The sequence below is a fragment of the Natronorubrum thiooxidans genome, from assembly GCF_900156475.1.
Taxonomy (GTDB): Archaea; Halobacteriota; Halobacteria; order Halobacteriales; family Natrialbaceae; genus Natronorubrum; species Natronorubrum thiooxidans.
In genome coordinates this window covers 264,371-279,383 of sequence record NZ_FTNR01000001.1, presented here as the reverse complement: position 1 = coordinate 279,383, position 15,013 = coordinate 264,371, and the positions used below count along the sequence as shown (strand labels likewise).

Annotated in this window: 16 protein-coding genes; 6 read left to right on the top strand and 10 right to left on the bottom strand. The window is 63.2% G+C overall.

The window, feature by feature from the left end; genetic code table 11:
* The first annotated feature begins 56 nt into the window (after nt 1-56).
* Both BW940_RS01445 and BW940_RS01440 read left to right on the top strand, forming a co-directional pair.
* The gene (locus BW940_RS01445; RefSeq protein ID WP_076607397.1) at nt 57-1,226 is read left to right on the top strand and encodes a Gfo/Idh/MocA family protein; all 1,170 of its coding nucleotides are present in this window, start codon (nt 57-59) and stop codon (nt 1,224-1,226) included.
* A 62-nt stretch (nt 1,227-1,288) separates the two neighbouring features.
* Nucleotides 1,289-2,002 (top strand): creatininase family protein, encoded by a 714-nt coding sequence (locus BW940_RS01440; RefSeq protein ID WP_076607396.1) that lies wholly within the window; start codon nt 1,289-1,291, stop codon nt 2,000-2,002.
* Between the two features lie 8 nt (nt 2,003-2,010).
* Here the strand turns inward: BW940_RS01440 and BW940_RS01435 are convergent, their stop codons facing one another.
* From BW940_RS01435 to BW940_RS01415, 5 genes are all read right to left on the bottom strand, one after another.
* A complete protein-coding gene (locus BW940_RS01435) occupies nt 2,011-3,555 on the bottom strand; it encodes an ABC transporter substrate-binding protein (protein ID WP_076607395.1) in 1,545 nt (514 codons plus the stop codon).
* A 4-nt stretch (nt 3,556-3,559) separates the two neighbouring features.
* Nucleotides 3,560-5,551 (bottom strand): dipeptide ABC transporter ATP-binding protein, encoded by a 1,992-nt coding sequence (locus tag BW940_RS01430; RefSeq protein ID WP_084776707.1) that lies wholly within the window; start codon nt 5,549-5,551, stop codon nt 3,560-3,562.
* Complete coding sequence (nikC, locus tag BW940_RS01425) at nt 5,552-6,487, bottom strand: nickel transporter permease (RefSeq protein WP_076607394.1); 936 nt, start codon at nt 6,485-6,487, stop codon at nt 5,552-5,554.
* On the bottom strand, nt 6,484-7,431 hold the full coding sequence (nikB, locus tag BW940_RS01420) for a nickel ABC transporter permease (protein ID WP_076607393.1): 948 nt from the start codon (nt 7,429-7,431) through the stop codon (nt 6,484-6,486). Before nikB ends, nikC begins: the two co-directional genes overlap by 4 nt.
* Before the next feature lie 321 nt (nt 7,432-7,752).
* Nucleotides 7,753-8,001 carry a hypothetical protein gene (locus BW940_RS01415; protein WP_076607392.1) on the bottom strand — a complete coding sequence of 83 codons (249 nt, stop codon included), beginning with the start codon at nt 7,999-8,001 and terminating at the stop codon, nt 7,753-7,755.
* Between the two features lie 145 nt (nt 8,002-8,146).
* Here BW940_RS01415 and BW940_RS01410 point away from each other — a divergent pair, with 145 nt between their 5' ends.
* A complete protein-coding gene (locus BW940_RS01410; protein WP_076607391.1) occupies nt 8,147-9,379 on the top strand; it encodes an HD domain-containing protein in 1,233 nt (410 codons plus the stop codon).
* Nucleotides 9,380-9,613: 234 nt separating this feature from the next.
* On the opposite strand, the gene BW940_RS01405 is transcribed toward BW940_RS01410, so the two are convergent.
* Together BW940_RS01405 and BW940_RS01400 are read right to left on the bottom strand one after the other, a co-directional pair.
* Nucleotides 9,614-10,381 carry an SDR family NAD(P)-dependent oxidoreductase gene (locus BW940_RS01405; protein ID WP_076607390.1) on the bottom strand — a complete coding sequence of 256 codons (768 nt, stop codon included), beginning with the start codon at nt 10,379-10,381 and terminating at the stop codon, nt 9,614-9,616.
* On the bottom strand, nt 10,374-10,574 hold the full coding sequence (locus tag BW940_RS01400; RefSeq protein WP_143823849.1) for a hypothetical protein: 201 nt from the start codon (nt 10,572-10,574) through the stop codon (nt 10,374-10,376). The genes BW940_RS01405 and BW940_RS01400 overlap by 8 nt, the downstream gene beginning before the upstream one ends.
* 122 nt (nt 10,575-10,696) lie before the next feature.
* On the opposite strand from BW940_RS01400, the gene BW940_RS01395 reads away from it, so the two are divergent.
* Together BW940_RS01395 and BW940_RS01390 are read left to right on the top strand one after the other, a co-directional pair.
* Complete coding sequence (locus BW940_RS01395) at nt 10,697-11,467, top strand: NAD-dependent epimerase/dehydratase family protein (RefSeq protein ID WP_076607388.1); 771 nt, start codon at nt 10,697-10,699, stop codon at nt 11,465-11,467.
* Between the two features lie 95 nt (nt 11,468-11,562).
* Nucleotides 11,563-11,775, top strand: coding sequence for a DUF7535 family protein (locus tag BW940_RS01390; protein ID WP_076607387.1), 213 nt, complete (start codon nt 11,563-11,565; stop codon nt 11,773-11,775).
* Between the two features lie 13 nt (nt 11,776-11,788).
* Here the strand turns inward: BW940_RS01390 and BW940_RS01385 are convergent, their stop codons facing one another.
* The 3 genes from BW940_RS01385 to BW940_RS01375 form a co-directional block, all read right to left on the bottom strand.
* Complete coding sequence (locus BW940_RS01385) at nt 11,789-12,796, bottom strand: glutathione S-transferase family protein (RefSeq protein ID WP_076607386.1); 1,008 nt, start codon at nt 12,794-12,796, stop codon at nt 11,789-11,791.
* A 109-nt stretch (nt 12,797-12,905) separates the two neighbouring features.
* Nucleotides 12,906-13,304, bottom strand: coding sequence for a DUF7344 domain-containing protein (locus tag BW940_RS22055; RefSeq protein WP_235847759.1), 399 nt, complete (start codon nt 13,302-13,304; stop codon nt 12,906-12,908).
* Nucleotides 13,305-13,367: 63 nt separating this feature from the next.
* Nucleotides 13,368-14,024, bottom strand: coding sequence for a helix-turn-helix domain-containing protein (locus tag BW940_RS01375; RefSeq protein WP_076607385.1), 657 nt, complete (start codon nt 14,022-14,024; stop codon nt 13,368-13,370).
* A gap of 273 nt (nt 14,025-14,297) precedes the next feature.
* Between BW940_RS01375 and BW940_RS01370 the strand changes: the two genes are divergently transcribed.
* Complete coding sequence (locus BW940_RS01370) at nt 14,298-14,945, top strand: helix-turn-helix domain-containing protein (protein WP_076607384.1); 648 nt, start codon at nt 14,298-14,300, stop codon at nt 14,943-14,945.
* Nucleotides 14,946-15,013: the final 68 nt, after the last annotated feature.

Here is a 15,013-nt window from a genome sequence, read left to right as displayed (position 1 = left end):
TGAGACTGTCACTCGTGACGAAAAGCACTAACTACACCTATTGTGAATGAGTATGCATGACGCTCGAAGTCGGTGTACTCGGCTATCGATTTATGGGGAAAGCCCACGCAAACGCCCTGTCGCGGCTCTCGATGTTCTTCCCGGACGCGCCGGATATCGAACGCAGCGTACTCGTCGGCCGCGACGAAGCCGCGCTTTCGGACGCGGCGGATCGGCTCGGGTTCGAGTCGATCGCGACCGACTGGGAGACTGTCGTCGACGACGTCGACGTTTTCTACAACCTCGGGCCGAACCACGTCCACGCCGAGCCCTCGATCGCCGCCCTCGAGGCCGGCACGCCCGTCTTCTGTGAAAAGCCCCTCGCGCCGACGCTCGAGGACGCAGAGCGGATGGCCGACGTCGCAGACGAGGCTGGCGTTCCCAACGGCACCGCGTTCAACTACCGCTTCGTGCCCGCGATCCAACACGCCAAGGGGCTGCTCGAGGCCGGCGAACTCGGCGAGATTCACCACGTCCGCGGGCGCTACCTCCAGGACTGGCTGGTCGACCCCGAGGCTCCGTGGTCGTGGCGCAACGACGCAAAGATGGCAGGGTCGGGTGCGCTGGGAGACCTCGGTGCCCACACGGTTGACCTGCTTCGATTCCTCGTCGGCGACGACGACCTCGCGGGCGAGATGGAACGCGTCAGCGGCCACCTCAAGACGTTCGTCGACGAGCGACCTGTAGAGAGCGAGACTCCAGCGGAGTCTCGAGGGAACGAAGACGGCGAAGCCGTCGAGCACGATGAGATGCGAGCCGTGACCGTCGACGACGCCTACTCCGCCCAGGTCGAGTTCGAAAACGGCGCGATGGGGACCCTCGAGGCTTCCCGGTTCGCGACGGGGCATAAAAACGACCACACGATCGAGATCCACGGTTCGAAGGGCAGTCTGCGATTCTCCCTCGAGCGACTGAACGAACTCGAGGTACTGCGGGCCGACGAGAATCGCGGCTACGAGACGGTGCTGGTCACCGACGAGAGCGACCCCTACGTCGACCACTGGTGGCCGCCGGGACACGTCCTGGGCTGGGAGCACACCTTTGTCCACGAGAACTACGAGTTCCTCAGCGCAGTGGCTGCCGACGACACGTTCGAACCCAGCTTTGCGGACGGGCTCGCTGCCCAGCGCGTGCTCGCAGCGATCGAAGCGAGCGACGAGCGCGGCGAGTGGGTCTCGATCAACTGACGACGATCCCCGTTCGCGTCGATATCGCAGTCGCTTATAGTCCGCTGTGAGTACCGCGGTCTATGCAACTCGAGACGAGTTCTTGGACCGAGGTCGAAGACGGAGCGCCGACGACGGCACTGCTCCCCGTCGGCAGTACGGAACAACACGGTCCCCACGCCCCGGTCGGGACGGATACGATCATCGCACGGTCGATCGCCGCCGACGCCGACCGGGAGAGCTCTCTCGACGCAGTCGTCCTTCCATCACTGCCCGTCGGCGTCGCTCCCTACCACGGGCGGTTCCCTGGCACCCTTTCAGTCTCGCCCGAGACGCTTCGGCGCTACGTGCGCGACGTCGTCGAATCGCTGTCGGAGACGAGCATCGAAACGGTCGTCTTCGTCAACGGCCACGGCGGCAACGGCGACACGCTCGCCCAGCTGGCTCGAGAGCTGACCGAGTCGCCGTCGCTCGACCTCGAGGCCTATCGCTGGGAGTGGATGCGAGCCGTCGATGATCACGTGGGTCACGCGGGCGAACTCGAGACGGCCGTCTTACTCCATCTGTGTCCGGACGACGTCGGCGAGCCGGTCGCTGGCGACGCAATGAGTTGGGACGATACGGTCGACGGCGGCACCATCCACCAGTTTACCGACGAGTTCAGCGAGAACGGCGCTGTCGGCGACGCGACGGGAGCGACAGCAGAACAGGGCAAACGCGTGTTCGAGACGGTCGTCGACGCCCTCGTCTCGTTCCTCGAACGGGTCGACTCGAGTACGGGCGAGAGCGACGAGTAAGCGCGGCGTTACTCGGCGTCGAGGTCGATCGACTCGAGGCCGTACCGAGACTCCGTCGGATGCGGTTCGTAGCCACTGAGTTCGGCTGCCGTCGCGACAACGTTCGTGTAGGTCGTCAGGAACGCAACCGGGGCGTCCTCGAGGACGAGCGACTGCACCTCGTGATAGCGTTCCATCCGTTCCGCTCGGTCGTCGAGTTCGCGGGCCTCCTCGAGCAGCGTATCGACGCGGTCGTTTTCGTAGCCGTGATGTAACGCCGCGCCCGTCGAGTGGAACATATCCGACAGCCGGTCGGGATCGGGGTACCACAGCGTTCCCCACGACGTGAGATAGCCGTCGAAGGAGTCCTGTCCCACGCGGTCGACCATCGAGCTGTACTCCATCGTGGTCACGTCGACGTCGATCCTGATATCGGCGAGCTGGTCTTGAATCACCTCGGCGATCAGCGGGAGGCTTCTGGCGTCGAACGTGAGGAACTCGACCGTCAGCTCCTCGCCGTCGCGCATTCGAACGTTATCGTCTCCGACAGTCCAGCCGGCCGCGTCCAGCAGGGAACGTGCGTCCTCGAGGTCGTGGTCGTACCCCTCGAGATCCGGATTCGCCCAGTCGGAGATATCCGGCGAAAACGGCCCGACAGCCGGTTCGTCGACGCCTGCGAGGACCGAATCGACGATCGCATCGCGGTCGATCGCGTGGTTGACCGCTCGCCGAACGCGGTCGTCGTCGAACGGCTCCGACTGGGTATCGAAGGTGAGGAATCTGATCCGCGGAATCTCTGGCGTATACGTGTCGATACCGGCTGTCGACTCGAGGTCGTCAACCATCTCGAGGGGAAGAATGCGAGCCATCTCGAGTTCGCCGTTCTCGAGTTTCATGCGGCGGGTCTGGTCGTCGTCGACGATCTCATAGCGGACGGACTCGATCTCGGGCGTCTGGCCGTAGTAGTCGTCGTTACGGACGGCTCGCAGTTCGGAGCCAGCCTGGTAGGTATCGAAAACGAAGGGCCCGGTGCTGATCGGCTCCGTGACCGCATCATCGTCGTCGACTGCGGCCGGGCTCAGGATGACCGCTTCGTTCCGCGAGAGATGGGCCGGAAGTGGCGAGAACGGCTGTCCGGTTTCGACGTCGATGGTCAGCTCGTCGGTCGCCTCGACAGTGTCGATAGGGACGTCGGCAAACGCCGCCGACGAGACGGTTCGTTGCAGCGAGTCGACGGCGGCCGCCGCATTGAACTGTTCACCATCGTGAAAGGTCACGTCGTCTCTGAGCTCGAATCGCCACTGCTGCTCGTCGAGACGTTCCCAGTCGGCCGCAAGCCCGGGAGCCGGATTCGCGTCGTAATCGACGCTGACGAGGGCTTCGGTGATCCCAAGACGGCGAAGCTGGCTCCCACCATCCAGCGGATCTCTGTTTGCCTTCCACGGGCCACCGATACGAACCTCGGCGTCGTCAGAGGCACTCGAGAGACAGCCAGCAACGGCGAGCGTTGTCGCTCCAAGTGTTGTTTTCAGTGCGGTCCGTCGGTTCATCGTCTGGGATGTGTCGTCTGTCATAGCGTTATCGTGTGTTCGGTGATCGTGAGGTAGTGTCGCTGTCCGAATCGGGGTTCGACCTCTCGGTCGTTCGGTCGCCGGGAGTTGCCTCGAGCAACGCCTGTGTAGAGGGGTGTGACGGGGTCGAGAGTACCCGGCTCGTCGGTCCCGTCTCGAGCAGTCGACCGTCGTCCATCACGGCCACGCGGTCGGCGACGTGGCGAATCACGTCGAGATCGTGGGAGATGAACAGGTACGTGAGCCCGAGGGCCGCCTGCAGATCGGCGAGGAGGTTGAGAACGGTCGCCTGCGTCGAGACGTCGAGTGCCGCCGTCGGCTCGTCGAGGACGACTATCGACGGCTCCAGCGCGAGCGCGCGAGCGAGCGCCACGCGCTGGCGCTGGCCACCAGAGAGCTGCCGGGGATACCGACTCGCGTGCTCGAGGGAAAGCTCGACGAGTCCGAGCAGTTCCTCGACGCGTTCGGCCCGGCGTGAACGGTCCCAGCCGGCCTCGAGGAGCGGTTCGCGGATCGACTCGCCGACCGTTCGCTTCGGGTTGAGACTCGTCCCCGGATTCTGGAAGACGACGCCGATTGCGGCAATCTGGGCTTGCTTTCGCGCATCGACGCCGCCGACAGCCTCGCCACGAAGCCGGACGATGCCGTCGGTCGGTTCCTCGAGGCCCGCGATCAGTCGGGCAAGCGTCGACTTGCCACAGCCGCTCTCGCCGACGAGGCCGACGGTTTCTCCGGGTCGGAACGCCAGCGAGACGTCTTTGACGGCGACCGTTCGGTCATCGACCCTGAGAAGTCGATCGACGAGCGCGTCGGATTGTCGGAACGACTTCGTGACACTCTCGAGGTCGACGAGCGATCCGTCGGCCGCTTTCGGTTTCGAAGCCGTCGACTGTGTGCTCGTTCCTCCGTCTGCGGCCGGCGTCGACAGCCTCGAGCGACTGGCTGACGTGGTTGATTCTCCCCTCATCGAGTCGATGGCTGCGTCGCGTGCGTCCGAGACGCCACACCGAACGACGTGATTCTGGCCGACCGAGACGAGCGGCTGTGGGCGCTCGTGACAGTCGTTGGTCGCAACCGGACAGCGATCGGCGAAGGCACAGCCCGGCGACGGCGCGGAGCCATCGGGCGGTGTCCCGCCGATCGTCGGCAGCTGTGATTTCGGCTCGGAGCGGTGTGGCAGACAGCCAAGCAGCGCCTTCGTGTAGGGGTGGGACGGATTCGAGCGGACCTCGTCGGTCGGCCCCCGTTCGACGACGACGCCATCGTACATCACGACGACCCGATCACACAGCGTCGAGACCACCCCGAAGTCGTGGCTGATCAACAGCGTTCCCATCCCGTACTCGGCGCTGAGTTCCCCGAGTCGATCCAGGATCGCGGCCTGGGTCGTCGTATCGAGCGCCGTCGTCGGCTCGTCGGCGATTAGTACCGACGGCTGGCGGGCGAGTGCGATCGCAAGCATTACCCGCTGGCACAACCCGCCGCTGAGCTGGTGGGGGTAGGCGTCGATCCGTTCTTCAGGCTGGGGAATCCCGACGGTCTCGAGCAACTCGAGGACCTCTGACCGCGTCCGGCTGGCACGAAGACACGAGCCGATACCGGCTGCAAGCTCTCTGAAAAACGGCTGGTGGTCCGGATTTCGACGAATCCGCAACGCCTCGGCGATCTGCTCTCCGACCGAGTACACCGGGTTAAGCGTCGTCGACGGGTCCTGAAACACCATCGCGAGCTCCCGGCCGCGGAGCCGCTGTAACGTGCGGTCGTCGGCCGTCGTCAGCTCCTCGCCGTCGAATCGGATGCTGCCGTCGACGATCTCGCCGGGCTCCTCGAGGCGGACGATCGACCGCGCGGTGACGGACTTTCCACAGCCACTCTCACCGACGAGGCCGACGATCTCACCGGAAGCGATCTCGAACGACGCGCCGGAGACCGCGTGGACGGGCTCCGTGCCGGTCTGGAACCGGACGTGGAGATCCTCGACGGCGAGTCGTCCGGCCATTTAGGTTCGCCTCCGTTCACGGTCCTCGAGATGGTCTGGGTCGAGGACGTCCCGCAGGCCGTCGCCGAGCAGGTTGAACGCGATGACGGTCACCGCGATCGCGACGCCAGGGACAGTGATGAGCCACGGTGCCGACCGGAGGTAGGTTCGGCCGTCAGCGATCATCGTTCCCCACTCGGCCGTCGGTGGCTGTGCGCCCAATCCGAGAAATGAGAGCCCTGCAGCCGCGAGCACGACGGTGCCGAGATTGAGCGTCGCGAGCACGAGCACCGGGTTGAGGATCGTCGGCAGCAGGTGGCGTCGTGCGATCCGTCGTCGTGGCGTCCCGTAGAGTCGGGCCGACTCGACGTAGGCGCGGTCTTTTACGGAGAGCACGCTCCCGCGGACGACCCGCGCGTAGGTGGCCCACCCAACGACCGAGAGCGCGATGATGACGTTTGTCAGGCTCGGGCCGAGCACGCCGGCGATGACGAGTGCAAGCACGAGTCCCGGAAACGCAAGCTGGATATCGACGACTCGCATCACGATCGCGTCGACGACCCCACCACCGTAGCCCGCAATCAGCCCGATCGTCGTCCCGATCACGAGCCGAACCGTCGTCGCCACGAGCGCCAGAGCAAGCGAGATCCGGGCTCCGTAGACGAGCCGCGTCGCGACGTCGCGGCCGAGCGCGTCGGTTCCAAGGGGGTGGGCGACTGATGGCCCCTGCAGCCGGGCCTCGAGAGCCTGCGCGGACGGATCGTAGGGGGTAATGACGGGGCCGACGATCGAGACGATCGCCAGCAGACAGACGATCCCGCCGCCGAGCCGGAGGTGTGGATTCCGCCGGATCGCCCGCCCTCGCTGTGAGTCGACGAGTGTGCGCCCTCGTTCGAGGAGCGAACTCGGGTGGAGTCGTGGCCACACGGAATCTGCGTTCCGGTGCCGATCACTCACGGCTGCTCACCTCCACGTCGGTCGATACGAGGGTCGAGCGCGACGTACGCGAGATCGACGAGCTGGTTCGTGAGAACGAACGCGAATGCAGTCACCAGCACGACGCCCTGAACGATCGGGTAGTCGCGGGCGAAGATCGCATCGACGAGCAGCGTGCCGAGCCCCGGCCGCTGGAAGACGACCTCGACGATGACCGCGCCGTTGAGCACGAATCCGAACTGGAGGCCGACGATCGTCACGACCGGGATCAACGCGTTCCGAAGCGCGTGTTTGTACACGACGAGCCGTTCGCGAACGCCTTTCGAGCGTGCCGTATCGATGTACTCGGCCTCGAGGACCTCGAGCATCGACGTTCGAACGAGCCGCGTCACGATCGCGGCCATCCCGGTCCCGAGCGTGATGGCGGGAAGCACGAGGTGGCCGAGCGTCCCCGACCCTGAGACGGGAGTCAGCCCGAGCCAGAGCGAACAGATCAGAATCAACAGGTAGCCGAGCCAGAAATTCGGCATCGAAACGCCGAGCAACGCGACGAACTGGCTGGTCCGGTCGAGCCACGTGTCCCGGTGGACGGCACTGACGACGCCCGTCGGAACGGCCAGCAATAGCGAGACGGCCATCGCCGCCAGCGCGAGCTCGAGTGTGTTCGGGATGTGCTCGATCAACAGCGACGTCACGGGTTCCGACCGGTAGTAGGAGGTGCCGAGGTCACCCCGTACGGCGTCGGTGAGCCACGAAAGATACTGAACGAAGAACGGCTCGTCAAGGCCGTGTTCGGCGCGAAACGCTTCGACTTGACGCTCCGAGGGCGGACTCTGTCGTTGTTCCCGGAGGATCGTATATGCTGGATCGCCGGGCGTGAGAAAGACGAACCCGTAGGTGAGCAGCGAGACGCCGGCCATCACGACCGTCAGCGACCCGAGCCGGGAAAGAAGCGACCGTCTCATCTCGAGTCGTGCAGGTGACGACCACTCCAGTACACGCGGTCGTCTCGAGTCGTCTTGAACCGACCCCTGTCGATTCGGAGACGGCTGCCATCGAGCGAAGCACTCATCCAAATCAGGTTTCAGTAGTGAAAACGAGATTGTAAAACTTCGGATTCCGTCCGCGCCGACGGATCGACGTCTCCTCCAGTGTTCGATAGACGACGTTACTGATACAGCCCATACCAACTATTCTGAGAAGCGCATATAATAATAGTTGTTATTTAGTAGTATAGAATTATTAAAATTCATCGGGTATTCGACATCCCTGTCTATTGTTCCCCATCACGAGGATTCGACTCGAATTACCGACCCAATCTCGTCGTAGCGAACGCTGCTGTCGGTGGGTGACTGACCGTCGAGTTCGAGATAGCCCGGCCCGAGATCGGTCACCGTCCCGGTATGTTTCGGATCGTCGCCGCTGGCCCGTTTTCGGTCCCAGATTTCGACGGTGTCGCCCGTCGACACGTGTTCGCGGAGCAGTTCCGCAGTCTGTTGTTCGTTGGCGTCCGGCGGAATCGTGAGTTCGGTCATCGTCGGTCTGGGGAAAGACCGCGATGGGGGTAAGCGACCACTCGTCAGCTGATGGGCGTTTTTATATCGTCGAGCGCCCCGCATCGACTGTCCCACGATCTATATCGGACGACAGTTTTTCCGTGAGAGCGCCGAACCGAGTGGTATGACGACGATCAAGGACAGCGTCCACGACCACATCCGGATCGACGGTGTGGCCCGCGACCTCCTCGATACGCCCGAGATACAACGGCTTCGCCGTATCCGTCAGCTCGGCACTGTCTCGATGGTCTACCCATCAGCCAACCACACCCGATTCGAGCACAGTCTGGGTGTCTATCATCTCGCCTGTGAGGCGCTCGAGTATCTCGGTATCGACGGGAGACAGGCCGACTGCGTCCACGCGGCGGCACTCCTCCACGACGTCGGCCACGGCCCGTTCAGCCACAACCTCGAGTCGCTGACCCACCGCCGAACGGGGCGCTACCACGACGACGTCCACGCCCTGTTGACCGAGGGCGACGTCGGCGAGGTCCTGCGAGCGCACGACCTCGAGCCGGCGGCGGTCGCGGATCTCGTAGCAGGAGAGGGCCGATTCGGACAGCTCGTCTCGGGCGAACTCGACGTCGATCGGATGGATTACCTCGTTCGGGACGCCCACCACACGGGCGTTCCCTACGGCACGATCGACCACGGCCGGCTGATTCGTGAGTTGACCTTCGTCAACGGCGAACTCGTCCTCGATGAGGGGAACGTCCAGACCGCAGAGAGCCTGCTGGTCGCCCGGGCGTTGATGAACCCGACCGTCTACAGCCACAGCGTCGCTCGGATCAGCAAGGCGATGCTTCGCCGGGCGGCCGAGCGATTGCTCGAGTCGCCACACAACGAGGTCGATGCCGACCGACTCCAGCGGATGGACGATCACGATCTGATCGCCGCCCTGCGATCGTGTCCGTCGACGGGCGAGTTCTCGCGGCGACTGGATCAGCGCGACCTGTTCAAGCGGGCGGTATGGGCCGAAATCGACGACGTCCCCGGCGGGATCATCGAGGCTGACCACGAGTCGATCCGGGCGTTCGAACGCGAGATCGCAGCCGACGCGGGTGTCGAGCCCGACAGTGTGATCCTCGACGTGCCGGGCCGGCCTTCGATGAAAGAGTCCACGACGCGGGTGATGGTCAACGGCGACGTTCGCCAGCTTGGCCAGCAGTCGCCGCTCGTCGAGGCGCTTCGAGCGGCTCAGTACTCACAGTGGCGGTTCGGCGTCTACTCGCCAGCACCGGAGCGGGATCGGGTCGGCCGGGCTGCAGTCGACGTCCTGGGCCTCGACATCGACGGCGCGCTGGTCAGCGAGGTTCGAGACGGGCTGGATACGACGCTCGATCAGTTCGTCGACTGACGGTTCGGTCGGCGCTCAGCTGTCGGCTTCGTCCCGGGGAGCCCACTCGCGGGCGCTCGAGCGAAAAGGGCTGTGCCGGCCTGTCCAGACTGCCAGACGACAGTCAGTAACCGCCCGATCGCGTCTCACGGCTCATCGCCGCCGGCGACGACCGTTCGCGTGCGAGCGGTGCATGAATCGTTTTGTCCGGCAGTATCACTGGCGAAGACGGATGCGACCGAGCGGTGGATCGTGTCAGTACCAGGCTCCGCCCGACGAGACGTTGATGTCCTGGCCGGTGATGTGACGAGAGCCCGGCCCCGCAAGCTGTCGTGCCGTTTCAGCCACTTCCTCGGGCGGAACTAACTCGTTCATAGCGAAGCTCTCGAGGAGTTCGTCTTTGACGTCTTCGGCGTCGATGCCGCGCTCGTTGGCCTGTCGCTTGAAGACGGCCCTGATGCGCTCGCCCTCGACTGGCCCCGGACAGATCGCGTTTACCGTGACGTCGTCGCCGAACTCGAACGCCAACGCGCGAGTCAACCCGATCACGCCCATCTTCGAGGCGGCGTAGGGTGTCCGGTTCGGATACGGACGCTTGCCGCCGATCGAGGAGATGTTGATGATGCTGCCGGTGGCCGACTCCCGGAGGTGTTGGGCCGCCTCGCGGACCGTTCGCACCATCCCGACGACGTTCACGTCGAGCGTCTCGAGCCACTCGTCGTCGGTCGTTCGTTCGACAGGGGCGGTCGGCCCGGCGATGCCGGCGTTGTTCACGAGACAGTCCAGGCCGCCGAACGCGTCGACGGTGGCGTCAATCGCGTCGGCGACCGACTCGGAATCGGTAACGTCGGTTTCGACCGCGAGCGTTCGCTCCGGTGCGTCGATCAGCTCCGCGGTTTCGTTGATCCCGTCGCTTCGCGCTGCGAGAGCGATGTTTGCACCCGCCTCGGCGAACGTGATGGCGATTTCGCGGCCGAGTCCCTGACTCGCGCCCGTCACGAACGCTGTGGTATCGTCACGCATACGTAAGCCGTCGAAAAAGATCACTAAAAACGTTCCTGCCACAGCACGGTTCGATGGCTGCATCGAGGGAGTCGTTCAACTCGAGGAGCCTCGCGAGGCCATCGTGGCGATGCAAGGTCTGGGAAACGTCGGCAAACCCGTCGTCGAACCGTCGCCCGGTGGGTTCGATCGAGGACGCGATTGTATCGGTCACCGGTTCCACCGCTGGATGGTTGGTTATCGACGCCGTCGAGACCGGCGTTTCTACGCTGTACCCACTAACGAACCGGAACGCGCTGGCCAGACCTATTTCCGCCCGCTCGATGTCGACCGACTATGACTGACATTGCCATCACTGGCGCATCCGGACAGGTCGGCAGAAAGGCCATCGAGGCGCTCTCAGACGAGACTCTCACACTCTTTTCGCACAGCGACACCGAGGATCTGGAGACGGAACCGATCGAGATCGCCGACCGGACGGCGTTCGTCGACGCCCTCGAGGGACAGGACGTCTTGCTCCACCTCGCGGCCAACCCGAATCCGCGCGCTGAGTGGGATGCGGTCTCCGGACCGAATATCGAGGGCGTCTACAACGCCTACGCGGCCGCCGTCGAGAACGACCTCGAGCGCGTCGTCTTCGCGAGTTCGAACCACGCGGTCAATATGGGAAACACCGTCTCGCCGATCCGGCCGGAGTCGACGGTCGGCAAGCCGGATATCGTCCGCCCGGACGACCCGATGGACCCGGACACCTACTACGGCGTCACCAAGGTCTTCGGCGAGGCGATGGGCGACTATTACGCAACCCGACACGGACTGGACGTTGTCAATCTGCGAATCGGCTGGCTGCTCTCACCCGACGAACTCAGAGCGGAGTGTAACGACCGCGACGCCGCCGGCGAGCGATACGCTCGCGCGATGTGGCTCAGTCCCGAGGATTGCCGGCGGGTGATCGACGCCGCCGTGACGACGACGCTCGACTCGACTCCCACGACTGCCCACGGAATCTCCGACAACTCCGAGCGGTTCCTCTCGCTGTCGGAGACAATGCTCGAACTGAACTACCGGCCACAGGACGACTCGGCCGCCGTTCTCGACGGTGCGTAGACGATACTCGAGATAGGGTCTCGAATCCCGGACGGTGGATGACTGTCGGTCGAAAAACCGTAAGGTCGATTACCGCTAGATTCGTACTGAGACATATGTCTACAAAAGTAGCCGACTCGACGGGCTACGGGCCGAACTTCCAGATGTCGGCGTTCGGATATATTATGGCGGGGATTCTGGTAATCGTACTGCTGCCGTTGCTCCCAGTGGCGATCCCGGCGTACGTCCTCTGGCGGGTATTCGTCGCGGACGAACCCGAACACAGCTTCGAGTCGTGGCGCAGCGGTCGCTCATCAAACGGATCGTAACGGGTTCGCTTTTTCAATCGTCGGCGCTCGCCGTGACCAGTGCCGACGGCGGCTCGCCCGGCAGGTCGTCGCGATCGTGTGGTGCGTCGAACGCGAGGTCGGGGCCGCGAGCGATGATCCCGTGTGGAGTTACCTCGGGATGGGTCGTGTAGTAGTGTTCTTTGATGTGGGCCATGGTCACCGTCTCGGCGACGCCCGGCGTCTGATACAGATCACGGAGGTACGGCCAGAGGTTGTCGTACTCCCGGATGTACTGGACGTTACACATGAAGTGCGTGTGATAGACGTTGTCGAACCTGACGAGCGTCGTGAACATCGCGATATCAGCTTCGGTCAGTCGATCGCCCGCGAGATAGCGCTGATCCGCTAGCACGTCGTCCCAGTGCTCGAGCGCCCCGAAGAGGTCGTCGATCGCCGCGTCGTAGGGCGCTTGCTCGGTCGCAAAACCGGCCCGGTAGACGCCGTTGTTGATCGGTTCGTAGATGGCCTCGAGGATTCGGTCGATCTCTTCTCGATACCCCTCCGGGTAGAGATCCACGTCGTGCGTCGCGAGGTCTCCGAACGACGTGGCGAACATCCGCATGATCTCTTTGGATTCGTTGTTGACGATCGTCTCCCGCTCGGTGTCCCACAGCACCGGCACCGTCACGCGACAGGTCGCGTTCGGGTCCGCCTCGACGTACAGTTCACGGAGGAAGTCGGCGTCGCGAACGTGATCGCGCGTACAGCCGTCCTTTTCGGGCGTGAACTGCCAGCCGTCGTCACCGCGATACGGGTCGACGACCGAGACGGAAATCGCGTCCTCGAGGCCCAGCAGTGCTCGCGTCACAAGCGTGCGGTGGGCCCACGGGCAGGCGTATGAGACGTAGAGGTGGTACCGGCCGGCTTCGGGCTGGTACTCGGCGTCTGGATCGTCTCGAATCCAGTCACGGAACGGTGCCTCCTGCCGATCGAACGAGCCGTCCTCTCCGGCCGTCTCGTACGCGTCTGTCCGCCACTCACCATCGACGAGCATGTTCATACCCCTCGTAGGGGCTGGCTGACACAAATGCTCTCGCTAACACTCGTGTTACCGCCGAATAAGTCGTCGAAACGGGTCCGAACCGGCAACCAAGCCGACCGCGACGGAGTCACTCATGTGCTGTGTACGACTCGAGTGTCGTGAGCAGCTCCTGACTCGGTTCACCGGTGACGTTCCGGACCTGATTCGTTTCGGGATCGTGGACGATCATTCCGCACGCATCCAGTTTTGGGAGATGGATATGATGGAGTGCGGTGCGGACGCGTTGTCGGTGTTCGTCGGCCGACTGGTCTCCGCTTTGTACGTGCTCGGTAACCCGTTCGATAAGCGTCGAAACCGCCATCACGTCCGTATCCGTGTGGTTCAGTATTCGAAGGACAGCCCGGCGGTGTTCGTGAGCGACCATCGAGAGGACCACATCAGGAGCGGTCGATTTCCCACGCTCGGTTGTAGTGGTCGTCGCAACGTCTTCGGCGTCCGGCCGGTCTGCTCTCGGCGTATGATCCATGCCCGCCTAGTCCCTCGCTAGCCTCGTGTTCCTTTGGCATGGCTCACAATGGAACTGCGTATGTTACATTCCCGAATCTGGCGAAAGTAGTGTATGCGTGGTGAGCGCCACGATTGCACGGCGGAGTCGTTCCGTCACGGCCTGATCGGAAATCCCGAGTTCGTCCGCGAGCTCTTTGGTTGTACAGCCTCTCGGAATATCGTAGTACCCGTTCTGTACGGCGAGCGTAATCGCTTCACGCTGGAGATCGCTCAAGCCATACCACGGGCCAGCGTCCGGTTTCGTCGGGTTATACACACGAGTTACCTCCAACGAGATCTGCGCGTCTTCACAGTGTGTCGTGAACTCGCTGAGGGCGTCGTGATCGGGAAATCGCAGTTCGAAATCCCACTTCTCGGGTGTTCCGATGGCACTCAACAGCTGTCCGTTATGCTCGCTAATGCCATTGAAAACGTGATCCTGGTTCGCGTCCCAATCGAGCGTAAAGAGTGTTCTGTCGTCGAATTCGTCCACCGCCGATGCATTGCTGACAGTCGGATGGCGTTGGACGGATTCGACGAACGAGTTCCGTGTCGAGTTATGGATCCAGAAGAGTGGCACGGTGGCTCCACCGATCGGGACGAGACTCTCGAGTTCGATAGAGGTGATCCCCTCGACACGGAGAATCCGTCCGAGTTCGAAGTCAGCAGATGAGAGCCGAAATTCTGCAATTACGCTCATTACTTGCTCGTGCCAGCTTGGTTGGCCATGACCGCACAAAATGGGGTGGCCTGATACACCATGCTTGCGCGAAATCAGCAGGAAACTGCTCGATTTTGTGCGGTCTGGTGTCACTATGCTCCGGCGACCGTGATCGAGGCTTGATACGAACTGCTGTCGTCACGTCCCGCTGATCACCGACCCCGTCTCTGGTAATCGGCGGGAACTCGATCCAGCAGACCGTATGATACACCACCCACGTGGGTTATCCGCCCTCGAGACGAATCGGTCGACATGGCTACCGTGATTGAGTTTACGAGTCCGGCGGACGAGTTTCCACTGGGAACGGTCTTCGAAAACCTGCCGGGGGTGACGATCGAACTCGAGCGACTCATCCCACACGAGACCCTGATAATCCCGTACTTCTGGGTCCGTGGCGCGGAGGCTAAGGACATTGAAGCCGCGTTCGAAGCCCACGCTGGCGTGGTCAGCATCGACCTCATCGACAGCGTCGAAGACGAGTATCTCATGCGTGCCGAGTGGGAAGAACAGTACTTCGGCATCCTGAGCGCGCTTGCCCAGGCCAACATCGCCGTCCTCTCCGGGATCGGGACGAAAGACGGGTGGGACTTCGAGGTCCGCGGTGAGAGTCGCGAGGCGATCAGCGAGTTTCGGACCAACTGCCAGAACCACGACATTCCGATCGAGATCACCGCCGTCCACGCGTTGCTTCCGATCCAGGGCGACAGCTACGAACTCACTGACACCCAGCGAGAAGCGCTGGTGTTGGCCTACGAACGTGGCTACTTCGATTCGCCACGCGAGGTGTTACTCGAGGATATCGCCGACGAGCTCGGAATCGCCCAACAGTCGCTTTCGTCTCGACTCAGACGCGGGCACCGGCGGCTCATTGCCGGGACGCTCATCAGTCAGGAGGCCTGACCGAAACGTCCGGCGGGGTATTAATACCCTATGTATAATCAGTAGCCCTGCTAAACCGAGTCTGGCCA

What these genes read in the sequence shown, in the direction of transcription:
- BW940_RS01445 (WP_076607397.1), top strand. Translation starts at nt 57, where the DNA reads ATGACGCTCGAAGTCGGTGTACTCGGCTATCGATTTATGGGGAAAGCC.
- BW940_RS01440 (WP_076607396.1), top strand. Translation starts at nt 1,289, where the DNA reads ATGCAACTCGAGACGAGTTCTTGGACCGAGGTCGAAGACGGAGCGCCG.
- BW940_RS01435 (WP_076607395.1), bottom strand. Translation starts at nt 3,555, where the DNA reads ATGACAGACGACACATCCCAGACGATGAACCGACGGACCGCACTGAAA.
- BW940_RS01430 (WP_084776707.1), bottom strand. Translation starts at nt 5,551, where the DNA reads ATGGCCGGACGACTCGCCGTCGAGGATCTCCACGTCCGGTTCCAGACC.
- nikB (WP_076607393.1), bottom strand. Translation starts at nt 7,431, where the DNA reads ATGAGACGGTCGCTTCTTTCCCGGCTCGGGTCGCTGACGGTCGTGATG.
- BW940_RS01415 (WP_076607392.1), bottom strand. Translation starts at nt 8,001, where the DNA reads ATGACCGAACTCACGATTCCGCCGGACGCCAACGAACAACAGACTGCG.
- BW940_RS01410 (WP_076607391.1), top strand. Translation starts at nt 8,147, where the DNA reads ATGACGACGATCAAGGACAGCGTCCACGACCACATCCGGATCGACGGT.
- BW940_RS01405 (WP_076607390.1), bottom strand. Translation starts at nt 10,381, where the DNA reads ATGCGTGACGATACCACAGCGTTCGTGACGGGCGCGAGTCAGGGACTC.
- BW940_RS01395 (WP_076607388.1), top strand. Translation starts at nt 10,697, where the DNA reads ATGACTGACATTGCCATCACTGGCGCATCCGGACAGGTCGGCAGAAAG.
- BW940_RS01390 (WP_076607387.1), top strand. Translation starts at nt 11,563, where the DNA reads ATGTCTACAAAAGTAGCCGACTCGACGGGCTACGGGCCGAACTTCCAG.
- BW940_RS01385 (WP_076607386.1), bottom strand. Translation starts at nt 12,796, where the DNA reads ATGAACATGCTCGTCGATGGTGAGTGGCGGACAGACGCGTACGAGACG.
- BW940_RS22055 (WP_235847759.1), bottom strand. Translation starts at nt 13,304, where the DNA reads ATGGATCATACGCCGAGAGCAGACCGGCCGGACGCCGAAGACGTTGCG.
- BW940_RS01375 (WP_076607385.1), bottom strand. Translation starts at nt 14,024, where the DNA reads ATGAGCGTAATTGCAGAATTTCGGCTCTCATCTGCTGACTTCGAACTC.
- BW940_RS01370 (WP_076607384.1), top strand. Translation starts at nt 14,298, where the DNA reads ATGGCTACCGTGATTGAGTTTACGAGTCCGGCGGACGAGTTTCCACTG.